At 63.2% G+C, this 16,385-nt stretch carries 13 protein-coding genes and 1 pseudogene; 7 read left to right on the forward strand and 7 right to left on the reverse strand.

Annotated elements, in window-relative coordinates; all coding sequences use genetic code 11:
* Positions 1-19: 19 nt before the first annotated feature.
* From FE782_RS16890 to FE782_RS16905, 4 genes are read left to right on the forward strand one after another with little or no spacing between them, the layout of a single operon-like run.
* Positions 20-1,162, forward strand: a complete 1,143-nt coding sequence (locus FE782_RS16890) for a YheC/YheD family endospore coat-associated protein (protein WP_138195416.1) — start codon at positions 20-22, stop codon at positions 1,160-1,162.
* Positions 1,159-2,532, forward strand: coding sequence for a YheC/YheD family endospore coat-associated protein (locus FE782_RS16895; RefSeq protein WP_138195417.1), 1,374 nt, complete (start codon positions 1,159-1,161; stop codon positions 2,530-2,532). Before FE782_RS16890 ends, FE782_RS16895 begins: the two co-directional genes overlap by 4 nt.
* The gene (locus FE782_RS16900; protein WP_138195418.1) at positions 2,533-3,756 is read left to right on the forward strand and encodes a YheC/YheD family endospore coat-associated protein; all 1,224 of its coding nucleotides are present in this window, start codon (positions 2,533-2,535) and stop codon (positions 3,754-3,756) included.
* Positions 3,756-4,844, forward strand: a complete 1,089-nt coding sequence (locus FE782_RS16905) for a YheC/YheD family endospore coat-associated protein (protein ID WP_138195419.1) — start codon at positions 3,756-3,758, stop codon at positions 4,842-4,844. Before FE782_RS16900 ends, FE782_RS16905 begins: the two co-directional genes overlap by 1 nt.
* Positions 4,845-4,881: 37 nt before the next feature.
* On the opposite strand, the gene FE782_RS16910 is transcribed toward FE782_RS16905, so the two are convergent.
* The 6 genes from FE782_RS16910 to moaA form a co-directional block, all read right to left on the reverse strand.
* A complete protein-coding gene (locus FE782_RS16910; RefSeq protein WP_138195420.1) occupies positions 4,882-5,589 on the reverse strand; it encodes an HAD family hydrolase in 708 nt (235 codons plus the stop codon).
* A gap of 13 nt (positions 5,590-5,602) precedes the next feature.
* A complete protein-coding gene (ytvI, locus tag FE782_RS16915) occupies positions 5,603-6,628 on the reverse strand; it encodes a sporulation integral membrane protein YtvI (protein ID WP_138195421.1) in 1,026 nt (341 codons plus the stop codon).
* 16 nt (positions 6,629-6,644) lie between these two features.
* Positions 6,645-7,739, reverse strand: a complete 1,095-nt coding sequence (yfkAB, locus tag FE782_RS16920) for a radical SAM/CxCxxxxC motif protein YfkAB (RefSeq protein ID WP_238392527.1) — start codon at positions 7,737-7,739, stop codon at positions 6,645-6,647.
* A 1,140-nt stretch (positions 7,740-8,879) separates the two neighbouring features.
* Positions 8,880-9,983: an HD-GYP domain-containing protein gene (locus FE782_RS16925; RefSeq protein ID WP_138195423.1), complete on the reverse strand. Its 1,104-nt coding sequence runs from the start codon at positions 9,981-9,983 to the stop codon at positions 8,880-8,882.
* Positions 9,984-10,108: 125 nt separating this feature from the next.
* A complete protein-coding gene (locus FE782_RS16930) occupies positions 10,109-11,566 on the reverse strand; it encodes a bifunctional metallophosphatase/5'-nucleotidase (RefSeq protein ID WP_138195424.1) in 1,458 nt (485 codons plus the stop codon).
* A 16-nt stretch (positions 11,567-11,582) separates the two neighbouring features.
* Positions 11,583-12,584, reverse strand: a complete 1,002-nt coding sequence (moaA, locus tag FE782_RS16935) for a GTP 3',8-cyclase MoaA (RefSeq protein ID WP_138195425.1) — start codon at positions 12,582-12,584, stop codon at positions 11,583-11,585.
* 158 nt (positions 12,585-12,742) lie between these two features.
* On the opposite strand from moaA, the pseudogene FE782_RS16940 reads away from it, so the two are divergent.
* A pseudogene (locus tag FE782_RS16940) lies at positions 12,743-13,165 on the forward strand (molybdenum cofactor biosynthesis protein MoaE); the annotation flags it as partial.
* Positions 13,166-13,235: 70 nt separating this feature from the next.
* Here FE782_RS16940 and FE782_RS32920 read toward each other — a convergent pair.
* Complete coding sequence (locus FE782_RS32920) at positions 13,236-14,528, reverse strand: C40 family peptidase (protein ID WP_238392528.1); 1,293 nt, start codon at positions 14,526-14,528, stop codon at positions 13,236-13,238.
* A 173-nt stretch (positions 14,529-14,701) separates the two neighbouring features.
* Here FE782_RS32920 and FE782_RS16950 point away from each other — a divergent pair, with 173 nt between their 5' ends.
* Positions 14,702-14,962, forward strand: coding sequence for a hypothetical protein (locus FE782_RS16950; RefSeq protein WP_138195427.1), 261 nt, complete (start codon positions 14,702-14,704; stop codon positions 14,960-14,962).
* 187 nt (positions 14,963-15,149) lie between these two features.
* Positions 15,150-16,331 (forward strand): cation:proton antiporter, encoded by a 1,182-nt coding sequence (locus tag FE782_RS16955; RefSeq protein WP_138195506.1) that lies wholly within the window; start codon positions 15,150-15,152, stop codon positions 16,329-16,331.
* The last annotated feature ends 54 nt before the right edge of the window (positions 16,332-16,385 follow it).

The raw sequence follows: 16,385 nt of genomic DNA on the forward strand, positions 1-16,385 counted from the left end.
CGAAGGAGGCGACACCGACATGAACGATCGCGATGCGATCGCGCCGGAACCGGCGTACCTCGGTATCTTGGTTTGCCCGAAGGCGGGCCCCCTCCCGTTCGGGTCCCGCGCGTTCTACCGGCGGCTCGCGACGGCCGGTCGGTCGCTCGGTCTCGCGGTGTACGTCTTCGCGCTCGAGTGGGTCGATTGGCGCCGCCGCCTCGTCCGCGGGTACGCCTTCGACGACGCCGGCGCCCGTTGGACGCCCGGCGCGTTCCCGCTGCCGCGGCTCGTCTACGACCGCGCGTTCCCGCGCACGAAGGAGCAGCTGATGCGCCTTCGCGCCGGCGTCGCGCGTCTCGCGGCGCAGCCGGGCGTCTCGGTGCTCGGCCGCGGCCTCGGCGGCAAGCTCGACGTGTATCGGCTGCTCAGGGCGGAGCCGAAGCTCGAGGGCTTGCTGCCGTCGACGGAGCCGTACGCCGGCCCCGCCTCGCTCGCCCGATGGCTGCGGGAGCGCGGGGACGTCGTCGTCAAGCCGCAAGGCGGGACGCACGGCAAAGGCGTGTTCCGGCTGCGGAAGACGACCTTAGGCGCATACGAGGCGCGCGGGCGCACCGCCTCGAACGGGAGTCTCGCGCTCCGGTTCGCGAGCCTCGACTCGCTGCTCCGGTGGGCGGACGCGCGGCTCATCGACGGTCGACCGTTCCTCCTCCAGCCGTATCTCGAGCTGACCACGCGCGAAGGCGCGCCGTTCGACGTCCGGGCGCTCGTGCAGAAGAACGGCGAAGGGCGGTGGACGTTCACCGGCGCCGCCGCGCGCATCGGCGCGATCGGCGGATTGACGTCGAATCTGCACGGGGGCGGAACGTCCCGCCCGGCGGCCGACGTGCTGCGGGAGCGCTTCGGCGCCGCGAAGGCGGAACGCGCCCTGCGCCGCATCGAACGCGCCGCGTCGGCCATCCCGCCCGTACTGGAGCGCAGTCACGGACCGCTGCTCGAGCTCGGCATCGACTTCGGCGTCGACGCCGGGGGGCGGGTTTGGGTGCTTGAAGTCAACTCGAAACCTGGAAGAACGTCATTCACGCGTCTTGACGACGACCACGTCGGAATCGCGGCCGTGACAAGTCCGATTCGCTATGCGCGGTACGTCCTGGACCGGCAACTGGGAGGACAGAACAAATGAGTTTGACGTTAAGCAAGATCCATTTCACGAAAAAAACGGATAGAGCGGTTTACGTCACCTCGGCGCTCGCGAAGCAGCTTCGGCTGCGCGGCGGGCGCACGGTGGACGTCCGCCTGGGGGGCAAGACCGTGTCGGCCGAGGTCCGTCCGCTGCGGCGCAAGGGCAAACATATGTATTTGCCCTACCTCCTCCGCGAGTCGCTGCGGGCGCCCAAGACGGGCAGCATCTACCTGGCGACGAGCGAGGGCGGCACGACGGTCCGGCTCGGTCCGCTAATCGGCATACTAACGAGCGGCGGCGGATCGATCGATCGGCCGTTCGGCACTCGAACCTATATGATCAAGGAATTCCTGCGGGCGGGCGGCGAAAAGGCGTATTTCTTCGCGTTCACGCCGCGGGACGTCAACTGGGACCAGAATACCGTGCTCGGTTATTTCTTGAATGCGAACGGAACCTGGTCGCGCAAGACCGTACCGCTGCCGGACGTCGTCTATAACCGGCTCGCGAGCCGGGCCGCGGACGTCTCCTACAGCATGGAGCAGCTGAAGCAGCGATTTCTGCGCCGCAACATTCCCGTGTTCAACTGGAGCTTCTATAACAAGTGGGACGTCTACCGCATGCTCGAAGACGAACCCGACGCTTACAAGCACGTGCCGGAGTCGACGATCAACCCGACGCCCGAACGGCTGAAGGAGATGCTTCAACGCCATAAATTTATCTATTTGAAGCCGACCGGAGGCAGTCTCGGCAAGGGAATATACCGAATTACGTACGCCCCTGGCAAAGGGTACTTCGCCCGCTTCCGCCGGAACGGGAAAAACGTGCTTCTGCGCTTCCAGAAGTTTTCCAGCCTCGCCGCGATGCTCGGCGCCTCGAACGGCCGCTTACGCCGTTACGTCGCGCAGCAAGGCATCCGATTGATCGAAATCGACGGCTGCCCGATCGACTTCCGCTTCCACCTCGTTCGCGACAACTCGAACGACTGGGTCGTCGCCGGCGTGGGCGCCAAGATGGCGGGCCGGGGCAGCGTGACGACGCATATCAAGAACGGCGGCACGCTCATGACGCCGCAGCAAGCGCTCGGACGCGTCTTCGGCAACGACGCGGGCAAAGTTCTCGATCGCATGAAGGACGTCTCGATCAAGCTCGCGGACGCAATTCAGAGCAGCTCTCGCCATCATGTCGGCGAGCTCGGCTTCGACCTCGGCGTCGACCAGAACGAGGCGATCTGGATGTTCGAAGCGAACTCCAAGCCGGGGCGTTCGATCTATAAACACCCGGCGCTCAAAGACGAAGGGCGGGAGACGCTGTCCCTCGTGTTCCAGCACTGCCTGTATCTCGCGAAGTTTCGAAAGGGGGGGAAATCGTAGATGGACCTCCAGACCCATCGCCTCAACGCGCAAACGAAGAACTCCCCCGCGACCGTCGCCGCTATTCTGACCTATCGGGACAATACCCGCATCTTCCGGGGCAACCGCGACAACTTCATCGACCTGCTGCGCACCGCGAAGAAAGAGGGCGTCACCGCCTACATCGTAGCGCAGGACGATCTCGACCTTCGCGCTCGCAAGCTGAAGGGGTATGTGTACAGCGCTTCTAAGCGGAAGTGGGTGCTCGGCGAGCGCCCCTTCCCGGATATCGTCTACAATCGCATCCCGTACCGGAAGTTCGAGCAGCTGCCCGAGGTTCAAGAGATCATCCGGGAGTGCCTCGCGCACCCGACGATACGGTTTTTCAATCCGTCGTTCTTCAGCAAGTGGAGCTTGTTCGAGTGGCTGAAGGAATCGAAGCTGACCCGGGGCCATATCCCGGAAACCGTGCGCCTGACCGGACTCAGCGACTTCGCGCGCATGGTCCGCAAGTATCGGAACGTCTACTTGAAGCCGGTTAAGGGGAAGGCCGGCAAGGGCATTATGAAGGTGCAGCAAGTAAGCGGGAAGAGGCGGTCGGCGGAAGCCGGCTACCGCCTGACCTGCCAAAGCGGGGACGGCGTCGAGTCGATGACGTTCGACACCGTCTCCGCGATGTACGACACCGTCAAGCGGTACATGGACGGGAAGGAATATATCGCGCAGCAGGGCATCTCTCTCGCCGTCGCCGGCGGCCGGCCGTTCGACCTGCGCGCGCTCGTGCAGAAGAACGACCGCGGCGAATGGCGGGTTTCCGGCATCGGCGCTCGCGTGGCGGGCGCGTCGAGCATTACGACGCACGTGCCTCGCGGCGGCTCGATCGGCGACCCGACGAAGCTGCTCGGCACCGTCTTCGGCCCGACGAGCGGACGCTCGATCCTTCGCCAAGCGAGGGAAACCGCGCTCGTGCTCGCCTCGCAGATCGAGAAGGGCTCCGGGCACACGCTCGGGGAGATGTCGATGGATCTCGGCGTCGATACGACGGGGAAGCTGTGGTTTTTCGAAGCGAATTCGAAGCCGATGAAGTTCGACGAGCCGCACATCCGGGAGAAGTCGCTCCGTCGACTCGTCCGGTTCTGGAAATACCTCGTCTCGGCGTCGCCCGAAGGTCGGCCGCGCGTCAACAAGTCGCTGGAACGCGCGCGTCGCGTCGGGAGAGGGCCCGCGAAACGGAGGAACCGGTAATGCCTTCCTTCACGCTCGGCATTATGGCGTTGTATCTTAACGGCAATAAGATCGAAGAGCTGCCGTTCTTCCGCCGCGTGCTGCAAGAAGCCGACCGGATGAACATCGATGCGTATTTGTTCACGCCCGAGGACGTGGACGACGGCAAGCGGCGCATTTACGCGCACGTGTACGAAGAGGGGCGCGGTTGGAGGAGGCGCTGGGTCCCTTTTCCCGATGTCGTGTTCGACCGATGCCGTTATCAGAAAACGCCGCGCTTCCGCAAGCTCCGGGAATTCCGCGCCAAGTACGGCGACCTGATCTATATGAATCGCCCGCTCGCGAACAAGTCGGCGATTCATCAGCTGCTTCACAAAGACAAGGACATTCGCCCGAACCTGCCGGACACCGTCATGTACAAGGGCACGACCGCCTTGGCCGACTTCGTTCGGAAGTACGGCATCGCGTTCGTCAAGCCGATCAACGGCACCGGCGGGCGCGGCGTCGTACGCATCGAGAGCGCCGGCAAGGGAACGTATTCGGTTCGTGGCCGCGATAAGCAGCGCCGGATTCTCCCGACGCGGCGGCTTTCGCTCGAGGGCGTCGGACGGCTGCTCGGCCGGCTCGGCTTAACCGAGTCGTGCCTCATGCAGCAGGGCATCGAGCTGACGCTGCCGAACGGCCGCGTCCACGATTATCGGCTGCTCGTGCAGAAGACGGGCGAAGGCCGCTGGGACGTCACCGGCTGCGCCGGACGCATCGGCGCCGCCAGAAGCGTGACGTCCAATCTCCACGGCGGCGGCAAGGCGATCTCCGTCGATCGGCTGCTGAAGCATACGTTCCCTTCGGGGTCGAAAGCGGAAGCGGTGAAAGCCGAGATGTACGCGCTCGGGCTGCGCGTGGTCGAGCGGCTCGAGAGCCACTTCCGCGACATGTGCGAGCTCGCGCTCGACCTCGCCGTCGACCGTCAGGGCCGCGTCTGGCTGCTCGAGATCAATCCGAAGCCGGCCCGGGAAGTGTTCCGCCGCATCGGCGAGCACGAGGTCTATCGACGCGCGATCGTTCGCCCCGTCGAATACGCGAAGTGGCTGTATAAACAAGAAAAATGACGCGGGGAGCGCGCTCCTCGCGTCATTTTCCATGTTATTACGACTCCGCGCCGAGGCCTAGCAGCCCCTTCAGCTCGCCGAACGAGCGAATGCGGACGGTCGATCCCTTCAGCTCGTCCGTCGAGACGCCGAAGTCGGCGTAATCGCAGCCGACGACCGGCAGGTCGTTGCCGCGGCCCGCTTCGACGTCCGAGGACCGGTCGCCGACCATCCAGGCGGTCTTCACGCCTTCCCGTTGCAACAACAGTCTCACAAGATCGACTTTGGACGCCGTCCGATACTCGCCCGCGGAGTAGAGCGACTCGAACCGATCCGCGATGCCGAGGCTGGCGGCGACGCCCTTCACGTACGACTCCAACCCGTTGCTCGCGACGAACAGCCGGTATCCGGCTTCCTGCAGCTTGCGCAGCGTCTCGTCGACCTCCGGGTACAGCTCGCCGACGCCCTCTTCCAGCAAAGCGATCTGCTCTTCGAGCAGCAGCGCGTCCATCCGTTCGCGCGTCGGCACGTCCGCCTCGGGCAGCACCCTCGCCCAGATGTCCATGAGCAGCATGCCCAGGGAGCCCAGCAGAATCGATGCCGGCGGCATCTCCCCTTGCGCAAGTCCTTCGTCCTTCAGCCTTGCATAGGCGCGTTCGTACGCGGAGACGATGACCGTCTCGGTCTTGAACAACGTGCCGTCCATATCGAAAATGAGCGCTTCCGGCTTCGCAAGCTCCTGCGCTTCGCTATCGTTCCTCTGCATCGGGGATGTCCTCCTACTCCAGTCGAATTTTGATTTTCAGCAGGCCGACCTTGACCATCGCCTGATAGATGATCACGACGATCGGGCCGAGAATGAGGCCGATCGCGCCGATGAGCTCGAAGCCGACGTAGAGGCTGATGAGCGTCGGCAGCGCGCCGATTCCGATCTGCTCGCCCAAAATTTTGGGCTCGACGATTCTGCGGAACACCGTGATCAGAATGAACAACAGGAACAGGCCGACCGCCAGCCTAGGGTCCCCCATGAAGTACGAATACGCCGCCCACGGCACCAACACGGAGCCGGTCCCGAGAATCGGCAGGATGTCGACGAGCACGATCAGGAAGGAGATCGCGAGCGCATACCGTACATCCAGGATGAGCAGGGCGACGAAGGCGATGAGGAACGTCAGGCCGCTCAGCATGAATTGCGCCCGGATGAAGCCGAACACGGCGCTGCGCAGGTTCAGCAGCACTTCCGCGATTTTGTCGCGCGACTTCTCTTCGAAGAACGACAGGAACGAGTTCATGATCGTCGGCAAGCTGTAGCTGAACAGGTACACGGCCACGAAAAACACCAAGAAATATATCAATAACCCCGGCAGCGTCCGCAGCACGTCGAACGTGTAGCCGGACAGCTGCGTCGCCACGCCCTGCAGCGACTGAATTTGGTTCATCGCGTATACGCGGACGTTCGCCGCCACGTCCGGCGGCATGTTGACCGTCAGCGCATCCAGACGGTCCAGCGCCTGCAGGACGAACGCGTTCAGCTCGTTGAAGTCCAAGTTCCGAATGAGCGAGATGATTTCGGAGACGATCTTGGCGATCAGCAAGTAGATGAGGCCGATCAACGCCGCGATCAACGCGGTGCTCGTAATCGTCGCCGCGCCTATCCGGTTGATCTTGACGTACCGAACCATCAGCGTATTCAACGGTTCGAGGAAAATCGCGAACAAGAGCGCTAATAAGAACGGCGATCCGACCGTAAACAACGCATACAGAAAAGCTAAGCCTAACGCAATGATGAGTACGTTCCTAAACACTTCTCCACCTCGATCGCTACAGAATCGCCTTCCGCTTCATGAAATCGACGTCGCGATAATACATATCCGCCACAAGTAGATTCGGGCCGCAGCAGCCCGCCGCGGGGCAATGGCAGCTGACCTTGCGCTGCAGCTCGTGTTCCGTCCATCGATCGAACAGGTCGTCCAGCCGATCGTTCGCCAGGTTGCCGACCGGCGGCACGTCGGAGAAGTCCGTCACCGTCACGTCGCCCGTGAACGTGTTGACGTTCAGCCGGTTGCGTCCGTCCGGGTCGCCTCGCACCGTCACGTTCGGCTCGTCGGCGAGCCTTCGAACGAGGGCGCGATCCTGCGGGTCGTCGCCGCACGCGAAGAACGGCAGCGTGCCGAACAGCATCCACACCGACCGGTCTCTCTCATCCAGAAGCGTACTTATCGCCTTCCGCAAGTCTTCTTTCGGCAGCATCGGCAAGCCTCTTGCGAACGCGCTCGGGTACATCGGATGCACCTCGTGACGGCGGCAGCCCATCTCGACGACGGCTCGATGGATGTCGGCGATGTACTCGTGCGTCCGATAGTTGATCATCGATTCGGCGGAGACGAACGCGCCTCCGTCCGCCAGCCGGCGCGCGTTCTCGATCATGCGGTCGTACATCTTCCGCGCCGTTCCCTCGCCTACGTGACGGTCCGCGTTCGCGAAGCCGATCCGGCGGAAGTCTTCCGGTCCCCTATAATTATAGGAGATGTGGAAGACGTCGATATACGGCGCCAGCGTCTCGTAACGCTCGTAATCGAGCGTTAAATTCGTGTTGATCTGCGTCCGGACGCCCCGGCGCTTCGCGTATTGCAGCAGCGGGACGATATAGTCCCGCAACGCGCCCGCGTCGTAGGACGGCTCGCCGCCGGTGACGCTGATCGTCTGGAGGCGCTCGACCTCGTCGAGGCGGGCGAGCAAGACGTCCAGCGGGAGGCGCGGCCCTTCCTTCTGCACGAGGGCGTCGCCCACCGCGCAATGCTCGCAGCGCATGTTGCAAAGGTTCGTAACGGTAAATTCCACGCTCGTTAAAACATGTTTGCCGTACCGCTCCAACGAGCGGATCGGGTCCCATGGATCCAAAATTTGTACGTTCATAACACACCTCATGGTCTATTGTACCTGAAAGGGGAACGTTTTGAAACCTGCAAACGGGCGCGGGGCGCGCACCGGGCGGCGAGTCGGGGATAAGTGCGCAGCGACGATGCGGAATACACACAGTCCCTTGGCACCATGTGCACAAGGCGGGTGCCGTTCGGCGCGAGAAGCGTGTCGGCGGGCGGCGGGAAGGGGATAAGTGCAAAACGACGGCGCGGAATACGCACAGCCCCTTGACACGATGTGCACAAAGTGGGTACAGTTCGGCGCGAGGAGCGTTTCGGTGGGCGGCGAGTCGGGGATAAGTGCACAGCGACGGTGCGGCATGCGCACAGCCCCCTGGCACGATGTGCACAAGGTGGGTACAGTTCGGCGCGAGAAGCGTTTCGGTGGGAAGCGTAACGTGGACAAGTGCACTGCGATGGTGCAAATTTCGCACAACCCCTTAGCATAATGTGCACAAGGCAGGTGCAATTCCGCGCGAGAAGCGTTTCGGTGGGCGGCGGAACGTGGACAAGTGCACTGCGATGGTGCAAATTTCGCACAACCCCTTAGCATAATGTGCACAAGGCAGGTGCAATTCCGCGCGAGAAGTGCATCGGCGGGCGGCGGGACGGGGATAAGTGCACAGCGACGGTGCGGCATGCGCACAGCCCCCTGGCACGATGTGCACAAGGTGGGTACAGTTCCGCGCGAGAAGTGCGTCGGCGGGCGGCGTAACGTGGACAAGTGCACAACGACGGTGCAAATTTCGCACAACCCCTTAGCACAATGTGCACAAGGCGGGTGCAATTCCGCGCGAGAAGTGCGTCGGCGGGCGGCGTAACGTGGACAAGTGCACCGCGATGGTGCAAATTTCGCACAACCCCTTAGCATAATGTGCACAAGGCGGGTGCAATTCCGCGCGAGAAGTGCGTCGGCGGGCGGAGGGACGGTGAAGCTGCTCGGCTGAGCCAAGGGAAGTCGAGGAGAAGAACGCATGGGAAAGACACTCCCCTCCCCGGAGTCCCGCTCTCGGCATGGAGAGGAAATCCTCCCCCATCTTCGTCAGAATCTAATAAGCGAATCGTCCGCCCCGCGACTCCATGTAACGGAGGTTTCCCGTTCAACGGAAAACAGCCCCCATCAGGGGGCCGCTCGTTACGCGCTCATGTCCGCGACCGCGACGTTCGCTTCCTTGATATACGTCGTCAGCGACTTCGACAAGTCGATCTCGTACGGCGTCACGCTCCGGCCGTCCGCATCGTACATGATGCGAACGACGGGACGCTGCGGCGACAACGCGTTGACGTCCACGACGACGCCGATCTCGCTCGTGTCCAGCGCGACGATCATCCCGAGCGGGTAAATCGCGACCTTATCGCGGAACAGCTCGATCTTATGCTGATCGTACAGCGTGCCCGCTCCGGCGTACAGCCGCTCCATCGCCTCGTGCGGCAGCATCGCTTGGCGGTACACCCGATGCGTCGTCATCGCGTCGTACGAGTCGACTAAGCCGACCCAGCGGGCGTATTCGTGGATCTCGTCGCCCGCGATCGCGCGCGGGTAGCCGGAGCCGTCGACGCGCTCATGATGCTGCAGCGCGATGTGCGCGGAGAGGAGCGGCACGTTCGGCTCGTCCTTCAGCATCCTGAAGCCGAGCATCGGATGCGACTTGATGATCTCGAACTCTTGATTCGTCAGCCGCGACGGCTTGAGCAGCACGTCCTGCGGCAGCTGCGTCTTGCCGATGTCGTGCAGCAACGCGCCAAGCCCCAGCGTGAACAGCTCTTCGCGGGTGTATCCGTAGGCTTGACCCAGAATCGTAGAATAGATGCAGACGTTCACCGAGTGCTGGAACAAATAGTGGTCCGACGCATGGATGTTGACCAGCATGAGCATGGCGTCTTGACTCGAGGTGATGTCGTCGAGAATCGAGTCGATAATCGACTTGAACGCCCGGCCGAGCTGTAATCCGTTCACGGAACGCTTCTTCATCGAGTCGTCCATCATGCGGCGGAATTGCGATTTCACTTCGCCGACCGCGCGAGCCCGCGTCTCCGGAGAGACGATGTCCTGGAACACGAGATCGTCGGTCCGAGAATCCTCTATGTAGAGATAATGAATGCCGAATCGCTCGAGGCGGTTCAGCATCGTGTCCGTCAATTCCCTGCGCTCGCCGAGCAGCACGAGCCCGTCGTCGCTATAGATCGCCTTACCGAGCCGCATGCCCGGCCGGCACATGGAAAGAGGCAGCAGCAGCATGGCTTTCCCTCGCTTGTTCCCAAGAATCGTTCGCTTCGCGAAAAGTTCACGACCTTAACCATCCGCAAAGTAAACTTTCTATACTGTAAACGATCGTCCGCGTTCTGGCAACAAGGCCGGCCGCGTTATTGACGCGCGTCTAAGTATCTTGGCTCGAACGCCTCCGAGATTCGGCCTTCGAGCCCCGGAGAAGCAAGCGTCTCTCCGAGCAGATCCCGGAGAAATTCGGGCAGACGGTACACGATGCGTTCGCCTCGCGCCAACGATTCGTATCCGATGCGGAACGTAAACATATCGATGGTGGCGACGCGATACCATCGCTCGTCGTCGAGCGGCTCGCCCCCCGTGAAGATATTCTCGATCCGCCGGTCCCGCCCCGTCGCGCCCGCGGACGTCACGACCTTGACGCCGTCGAGGCATAAGGCGCCGAGCACCTTCCCGCGGAACCCGAAGCCGCGGAATGAGTAGCTTCGTCGCTCCGCATCCATCGACTCTTCGATCGCCTGCCGGAGCGCGTCCCCTCGCAGCAGCATCGAGCACGGGTTGATCGGCGACGGCAGGATGGCGTGCAGCGCCGCGGCCGTGACGGGCCCGGCCTCGAGGCCGGCGAGCAGCTGCCCCGCGTTGACGATGCCGATGTCGGCGCCGCAGAAGCGTCGCAGCGCCATCGCGAGCAGGTTGCCGAGCGGCGACTCCCGGTCGGCGTCGGCGGGCAGGCTTCGCGGCAGGCGCGCGACGACGCGGTCGAGCGCCGCCCGGGCCTCCGCCCGGTGGCGGTCGATCAGCCGCCCGATTCCCTCGTCGGCCGGTTCCGCCGGGAGCTCGACCGCGCCGCCCTCGCAGCCGACGACGCGCCGCGTCGCGCGGTCGACCGTCAGCCGAACGACGCCGACATGCGAGCCGAACTTGCCGGCGGCGCCGATGTATGCTCCCCCGACCCGCTCCAGCGCCTCGATAACGTGATGCGTATGGCCGCCGAGCACGAGGTCGATGCCGGACACCGTCTCCGCCAGCCGGCGATCGTGCGCGATCCCGAGATGGCTGAGCGCGATGACGACGTCGGCGCGGTCTTCGCCCCGCAGCAGCGCCACCTGCTCCTCCGCCGCGGCGAACGGATCCAGAGCGTCCCAGCCCAGCTCTCGATAGAACGGCGCGAACGCCGCCGTCAAACCGAACAGGCCGATGCGAATCCCTTCGCGCTCGATGACGAGCCGCGGCCGAATCCACGACGCGGGCGAGGCTCCCTCCGACGGCCGCAGATTGGCGACGAGCGTCGGGAATGCAGCCTGCCGTCCGTACAGCGCCTCCAGGTCGGCCGCCGATAACGTTAAGCCTTCGTTGTTGCCCGGGACGGCCGCGTCGTACCCCGTCGCGTTCATGACGTCGATGTTCGCGGCGCCCATCGTGCCCTCGGTTTCCGCGTGCACCCGGTCCATATGGTCGCCGATATCGAAACGGAGCAGCCGCTCCGGCGGCTGCTCCCGTTGATAAGCTTCGAAGAACGAGCGAATGCGCGGCATCGCTTCGAAGGAACTGTGCAAGTCGTTCGTATGCAAAATAACGAATTCGATACGCCCTGTCATGCGTCCCCTCCCGAAATTACCCGCCGATTTGCGACATGCGCCGAGCCGTCGGCACGTGGCTCTGCGCTTCTTGCGCGAGCCGGGCCGCCATCTCGTGGTTTTCGGGCTTGATGTCGAGCGCCCGGAAGAAGATGCGCGCAAGCGCCTCCTCGTCGTCGACCCAGGGCCGAAGGTTCAGCTCGTCGACCCAATACAGGCAAGGCTTCAGCTGTCCGTCCGCGGTCAAGCGGAGCCGGTTGCACTTCGCGCAAAACTGGTCGCTGATCGGATGAATGAGCCCGAAGGAGCCCTTGCCCCCGACGAAGCGCCAATCCTCCGACGGGCCGTTGCCCTTCACGTCCGGTATCGGCTCGGCCGCCCAGGGCAGCCCGGCCGCCGCTTCCCGGACGCGGTCGAGCGGCAGGTACATGGCGCGCCAGCCTTCGTCGTCGTGACCGATCGGCATATATTCGATGAAGCGTACGTGAAGCGGCCGCTCGTACGACAGACGCAGGAACGATTCGATCTCCGCGTCGTTCATCCCCTTCAGCAGCACGCAATTAAGCTTGATCGGCGAGAAGCCCGCCTCGGCCGCCGCCTCGATGCCTTCCTGCACCTTGGCGAGCTCGCCCCGTCGCGCGATCATGCGGAACTTCGAGGCGTCCAGCGTATCCAACGAGATGTTGACGCGCGTCAGCCCCGCTTGGCGCAGCGCCGCCGCCTTCTTCGCCAGAAGGATGCCGTTCGTCGTCATCGCGATGTCCTCGATGCCTTCCACCGCGGCGATGCCGGCCACGATGTCGACGATATCCCCCCGGACGAGCGGTTCGCCGCCCGTGATCCGAATTTTCCGAATGCCCAGCTTGGCGCCGACGCGAACGATCTTCACGATCTCCTCCGCCGTCATCATCTTGTCGTTCGGCAGAAACTCGAGCCCCTCTTCGGGCATGCAATAGACGCAGCGCAAATTGCATTGGTCCGTCACCGAGATGCGCAAATAATCGTGCGTTCTTCCGAACCGGTCGATCAGCTTCGACATCGTTCATCCTCCTTCCGCCGCGACGCGGATATAACCCGTTTCGTTTTCACTCAGTCTAGCATACTTTGCCCGACATTAACACAGGGGAGCCGGTAGGTTATAATATTGGGTAAACGACCCGGACAGGAGAAACCCGAATGAACGACGCCATGTTCGAAATTACGGAAGAGACGATCGACGTCGCCCGCGTGAGCGCGAAGGCGATCGCGCCGGAGCAAGGCGCGACGCTGGCTTTCATCGGTACGACGCGCGAATGGACCCACGGCAAGCGAACCGTCCTGCTCGAGTATGAAGCGTACGCGCCGATGGCGCTGAAGGCGATGGCCAAGATCGGCGAGGAGATCGACAGCCGTTGGCCGGGCGCCCGATGCGCCATTACGCACCGGATCGGCCGCGTCGACGTCGGCGAGGCGAGCGTCGTCATCGCCGTGTCGGCCCCGCATCGCGACGTCTGCTACGAGGCTAGCCGGCACGCCATCGAACGGCTGAAGCAGATCGTGCCGATCTGGAAGAAGGAAGTGTGGGAAGACGGAACGGAGTGGAAGGGAGCCCAGACCGGGCCTTGGAATCCGCTCGCCTGAGCGTCCGTCCGAACGCAACGATACGCGCTCCGTCCGGCCCGACGGGTCCGGAACGCGAGCGCGTATGTCGTTAGTAAGCGATTCGCTTCGCCGTGATGAACGTTTTTTTCCAGAACGCCCGGTCGATGCTCCGCAGCTGGACGCCGTTCTTCGGCTCCGTGTTGGCGTGGATCATCATCCGGTTCCCGATATAGATGCCTACGTGGCCGATCGTCTTGTTCGACTTGAAGCGGCCGGGAACGTAGAAGTACAATAAGTCTCCTTTACGAAGGCTCTTGCGCGATACCGTCTTGCCGATTCTCGCCTGGGCCCGCGCCGTGCGAGGCAGGTCGATCCCATATTTCGCGAAGACGTACCGCGTATAGGAGGAACAATCGAATCGATTCGTCTTCGGATATGGGCCCGCCCCGAATCTATAGGGGACGCCGAGATATTTCTTCGCCGTTCGAATCATCGCGTTAATGTTAATATTCTTGAGCGCCGGCACCGCCTCGGGATCGGCCGCGAGCGCTTCGAGCGCGCCCAGCGCCGCCTCGGCTTCCTCCTCGCTCGCGAAGGCGCCTTCCGCGTCGTCGCCCTTGAACGGGTCGTTCGGATCGTCCGCGAAATCGAGCGACGGGTCGACCTGCTCCGCGTCGGGTCCGTCCGTATCCCGCCCCAACTCCGCGCCGTCGGACGGGAACAGCGTCAAGCCGTCGGCGCCCGTCTCGAACACCATCTCCTCGGCGAACAGATCGGTGGCGCTGGACACCGGCAGCATCATCTTGCCGTTGATCAGCTTCGGCGGCGCGGACAACGTGATCGGGTTGCCTTCCTTCTCGGCTTCCTTGCTGCCGGCTTTGAGACGGAACAACACGTCTTTGTCCCCGATTTCCCGCACGTCCTTCGAGGCGGTCTCGTAATGCTCGAACTGCAGCACGTCCACCAGCGTATCCAGCGCGATGTAACGTTCTCCGCCTTCCGTCACGAACGGCACCGTGATCGGCTGCTGCGCGGTTTGCGTCTGCATCATGCCCATCCCGCCTCGGCCGGCGGCTCCCGCGTTCAGCGGCCGGACGCTGCCCTGCGGGAACGGCGAAATCCGCTCGTCGCTGCTGATCAGCGGCCCGTCCTGCCTCGTCCCGTCGTTGTCGGCGTCGCGCCCGACGTTATGGTTCGCGATGTTGTTCTGACCGACCCCGTGATCGTTGCCCCAGAGCCGTGCCCGCTCCAGCAGAGACTCGTGGCCGGTCATCGGGAACGAGCGGGTCGTTACGCCGTCCTCGTCCCGGTTGGCCGTGCCGCCGCCCGCGCCTGCGCCGCAGGCGGTAACCGTTAAGCCGATCGCAACTGCGATCGATATCGTCTTCCAAAGGCGCGCCATCGTAGCACACATCTCCTTCATTCATGTGGGAATGCTTATCGTCGGAATTAGGTTGAGATTCGGACGGTCAAAATATACAGTTCCGGCAAGCCGTCGGTAAGGAATGATGTGGAGAAATCGGGTATGCTACAATACGAATAACGAATCCGCGTTTGGAAAAAGGAGAATGCCCCGTGTCCCTGAACCGACCCGCCGCGTCGACCCCGGCCTTCTGGCTTGCGCTCGCCGCCTGCATGTGCAATCTGCTCGTCGTGCTGCTGCCGATCGGTCTCATCCTCGGCCTCGCCGCGCTGGCGACGGGTACGATCGGATCAAGACGCTCCCCGGGAGCCAGCGCTCCGGCGCTCACGCTTGCCGGCGTCTCGTTCGTCATCGCCCTCATTTGGGGGTTGTCCGTCGCGGCGATGTTCGCGATCGATCCGACGCTTTCTTAAGCGGCGCTCTTGTCATTTTCCGTAAGGGGATGTATGATTAAAAGGCTTGAATGTTCATTCAGCGATGTAAATGAATATCTGGGAACACCTGGAGGAGCCTGTCACCAAGGGATCCGTCTGCGCATGCGGCGGCCCGTGGTTGACGGGCTTTTTTGCGTTGTTTTCGGGAGAAAGGACGATGGGGGAAATGCTGGTATTTGAATTGGCGATTATTTTATTGGCTTCTAAAATCGCCGGCGACCTGAGCGCGAAGCTCGGTCAGCCGTCCGTGCTCGGGAAGCTGCTGATCGGCATCGTGCTCGGGCCGACCGTGCTCGGCATCGTGAACAGTACGGACGTGCTGGCGGAGATCAGTCAGATCGGCGTGATCCTTCTGATGTTCATTGCAGGGCTGGAGACCGACATGGAGGAATTCAAGCGGTCGGGGAAGGCATCGGCGTACGTCGGCGTCCTCGGGATCGCGCTCCCGCTCGGTCTCGGCTATGGGGCCGGGCTCGTGATGGGGCTGCCGCAAGCGGAAGCGATATTCCTCGGGCTGCTGCTGTCCGCGACGAGCGTCAGCATCTCCGTGCAGTCGCTGAAAGAGCTCGGGAAGCTGAAATCCAAGGAGGGGGCGACGATTCTCGGCGCCGCCGTCATCGACGACGTGCTGGTCATTCTCGCCTTGGCGTTCGTGATGAGCTTCGCGGGCGGAGACGTCCACCTCGGCGCCGTCGTGCTGAAGAAATTCGTCTTCTTCGCCGCGGCGCTGCTCTTCGCTTGGAAAGCCGTCCCGTGGGTGCTGCGCAAATTCGCCCCGCTGCGCGTCACCGAGGCGGTCGTCTCCGCGGGCCTCATCATCTGCTTCGGCTACGCGTACTTCGCGGAGTACACCGGCGTGGCCGGCATCATCGGCGCGTATATCGCGGGCGTCGCCATCAGTCGGACGCCGCATAAGCACGAGGTGTTCGAAAAGGTCGAGACGATCGGCTACGCCATCTTCGTTCCGGTGTTCTTCACCTCGATCGGGGTGAGCGCCGAATTTTCCGCCATCGGCGAACATCTCGGCCTCATCGCGGCGCTCAGCGTGTTGGCCGTGCTGACCAAGCTCCTCGGCTCGGGCCTTGGGGCAAGGCTCGCCGGCTTCGGCTGGCGCAGCTCCCTCGGCGTCGGCGCCGCCATGGTGTCGCGCGGCGAGGTCGCGCTCATCATCGCCGCCATCGGCCTCGAGGCCGGCCTGCTCGCCGCGGACCTGTTCGCGGTCCTCGTCGTCGTCGTGCTGGTCACGACGATTCTGACGCCGCCGATGATGAAGCTGTTTTTCCGGAAGGACGACGGCTTGCCAGAGCGGCCCGAGGCCGTTGCCAAAGCCGCGCCTCCCGGCGCCTGAGGAGGCGAGCAGTCGGACTTTCTCCGACTACCGCCCCTTACGGCCGCCCTCTTG

It is taken from the genome of Paenibacillus antri (genome assembly GCF_005765165.1).
Taxonomy (GTDB): Bacteria; Bacillota; Bacilli; order Paenibacillales; family YIM-B00363; genus Paenibacillus_AE; species Paenibacillus_AE antri.

Excerpts from the sequence above, each read along its gene's own strand:
- FE782_RS16890 (WP_138195416.1), top strand. The coding sequence starts at position 20 with ATGAACGATCGCGATGCGATCGCGCCGGAACCGGCGTACCTCGGTATC.
- FE782_RS16955 (WP_138195506.1), top strand. The coding sequence starts at position 15,150 with ATGCTGGTATTTGAATTGGCGATTATTTTATTGGCTTCTAAAATCGCC.
- moaA (WP_138195425.1), bottom strand. The coding sequence starts at position 12,584 with ATGTCGAAGCTGATCGACCGGTTCGGAAGAACGCACGATTATTTGCGC.
- FE782_RS16905 (WP_138195419.1), top strand. The coding sequence starts at position 3,756 with ATGCCTTCCTTCACGCTCGGCATTATGGCGTTGTATCTTAACGGCAAT.
- FE782_RS32920 (WP_238392528.1), bottom strand. The coding sequence starts at position 14,528 with ATGGCGCGCCTTTGGAAGACGATATCGATCGCAGTTGCGATCGGCTTA.
- yfkAB (WP_238392527.1), bottom strand. The coding sequence starts at position 7,739 with ATGAACGTACAAATTTTGGATCCATGGGACCCGATCCGCTCGTTGGAG.
- FE782_RS16910 (WP_138195420.1), bottom strand. The coding sequence starts at position 5,589 with ATGCAGAGGAACGATAGCGAAGCGCAGGAGCTTGCGAAGCCGGAAGCG.
- FE782_RS16930 (WP_138195424.1), bottom strand. The coding sequence starts at position 11,566 with ATGACAGGGCGTATCGAATTCGTTATTTTGCATACGAACGACTTGCAC.
- FE782_RS16900 (WP_138195418.1), top strand. The coding sequence starts at position 2,533 with ATGGACCTCCAGACCCATCGCCTCAACGCGCAAACGAAGAACTCCCCC.
- FE782_RS16925 (WP_138195423.1), bottom strand. The coding sequence starts at position 9,983 with ATGCTGCTGCTGCCTCTTTCCATGTGCCGGCCGGGCATGCGGCTCGGT.
- FE782_RS16895 (WP_138195417.1), top strand. The coding sequence starts at position 1,159 with ATGAGTTTGACGTTAAGCAAGATCCATTTCACGAAAAAAACGGATAGA.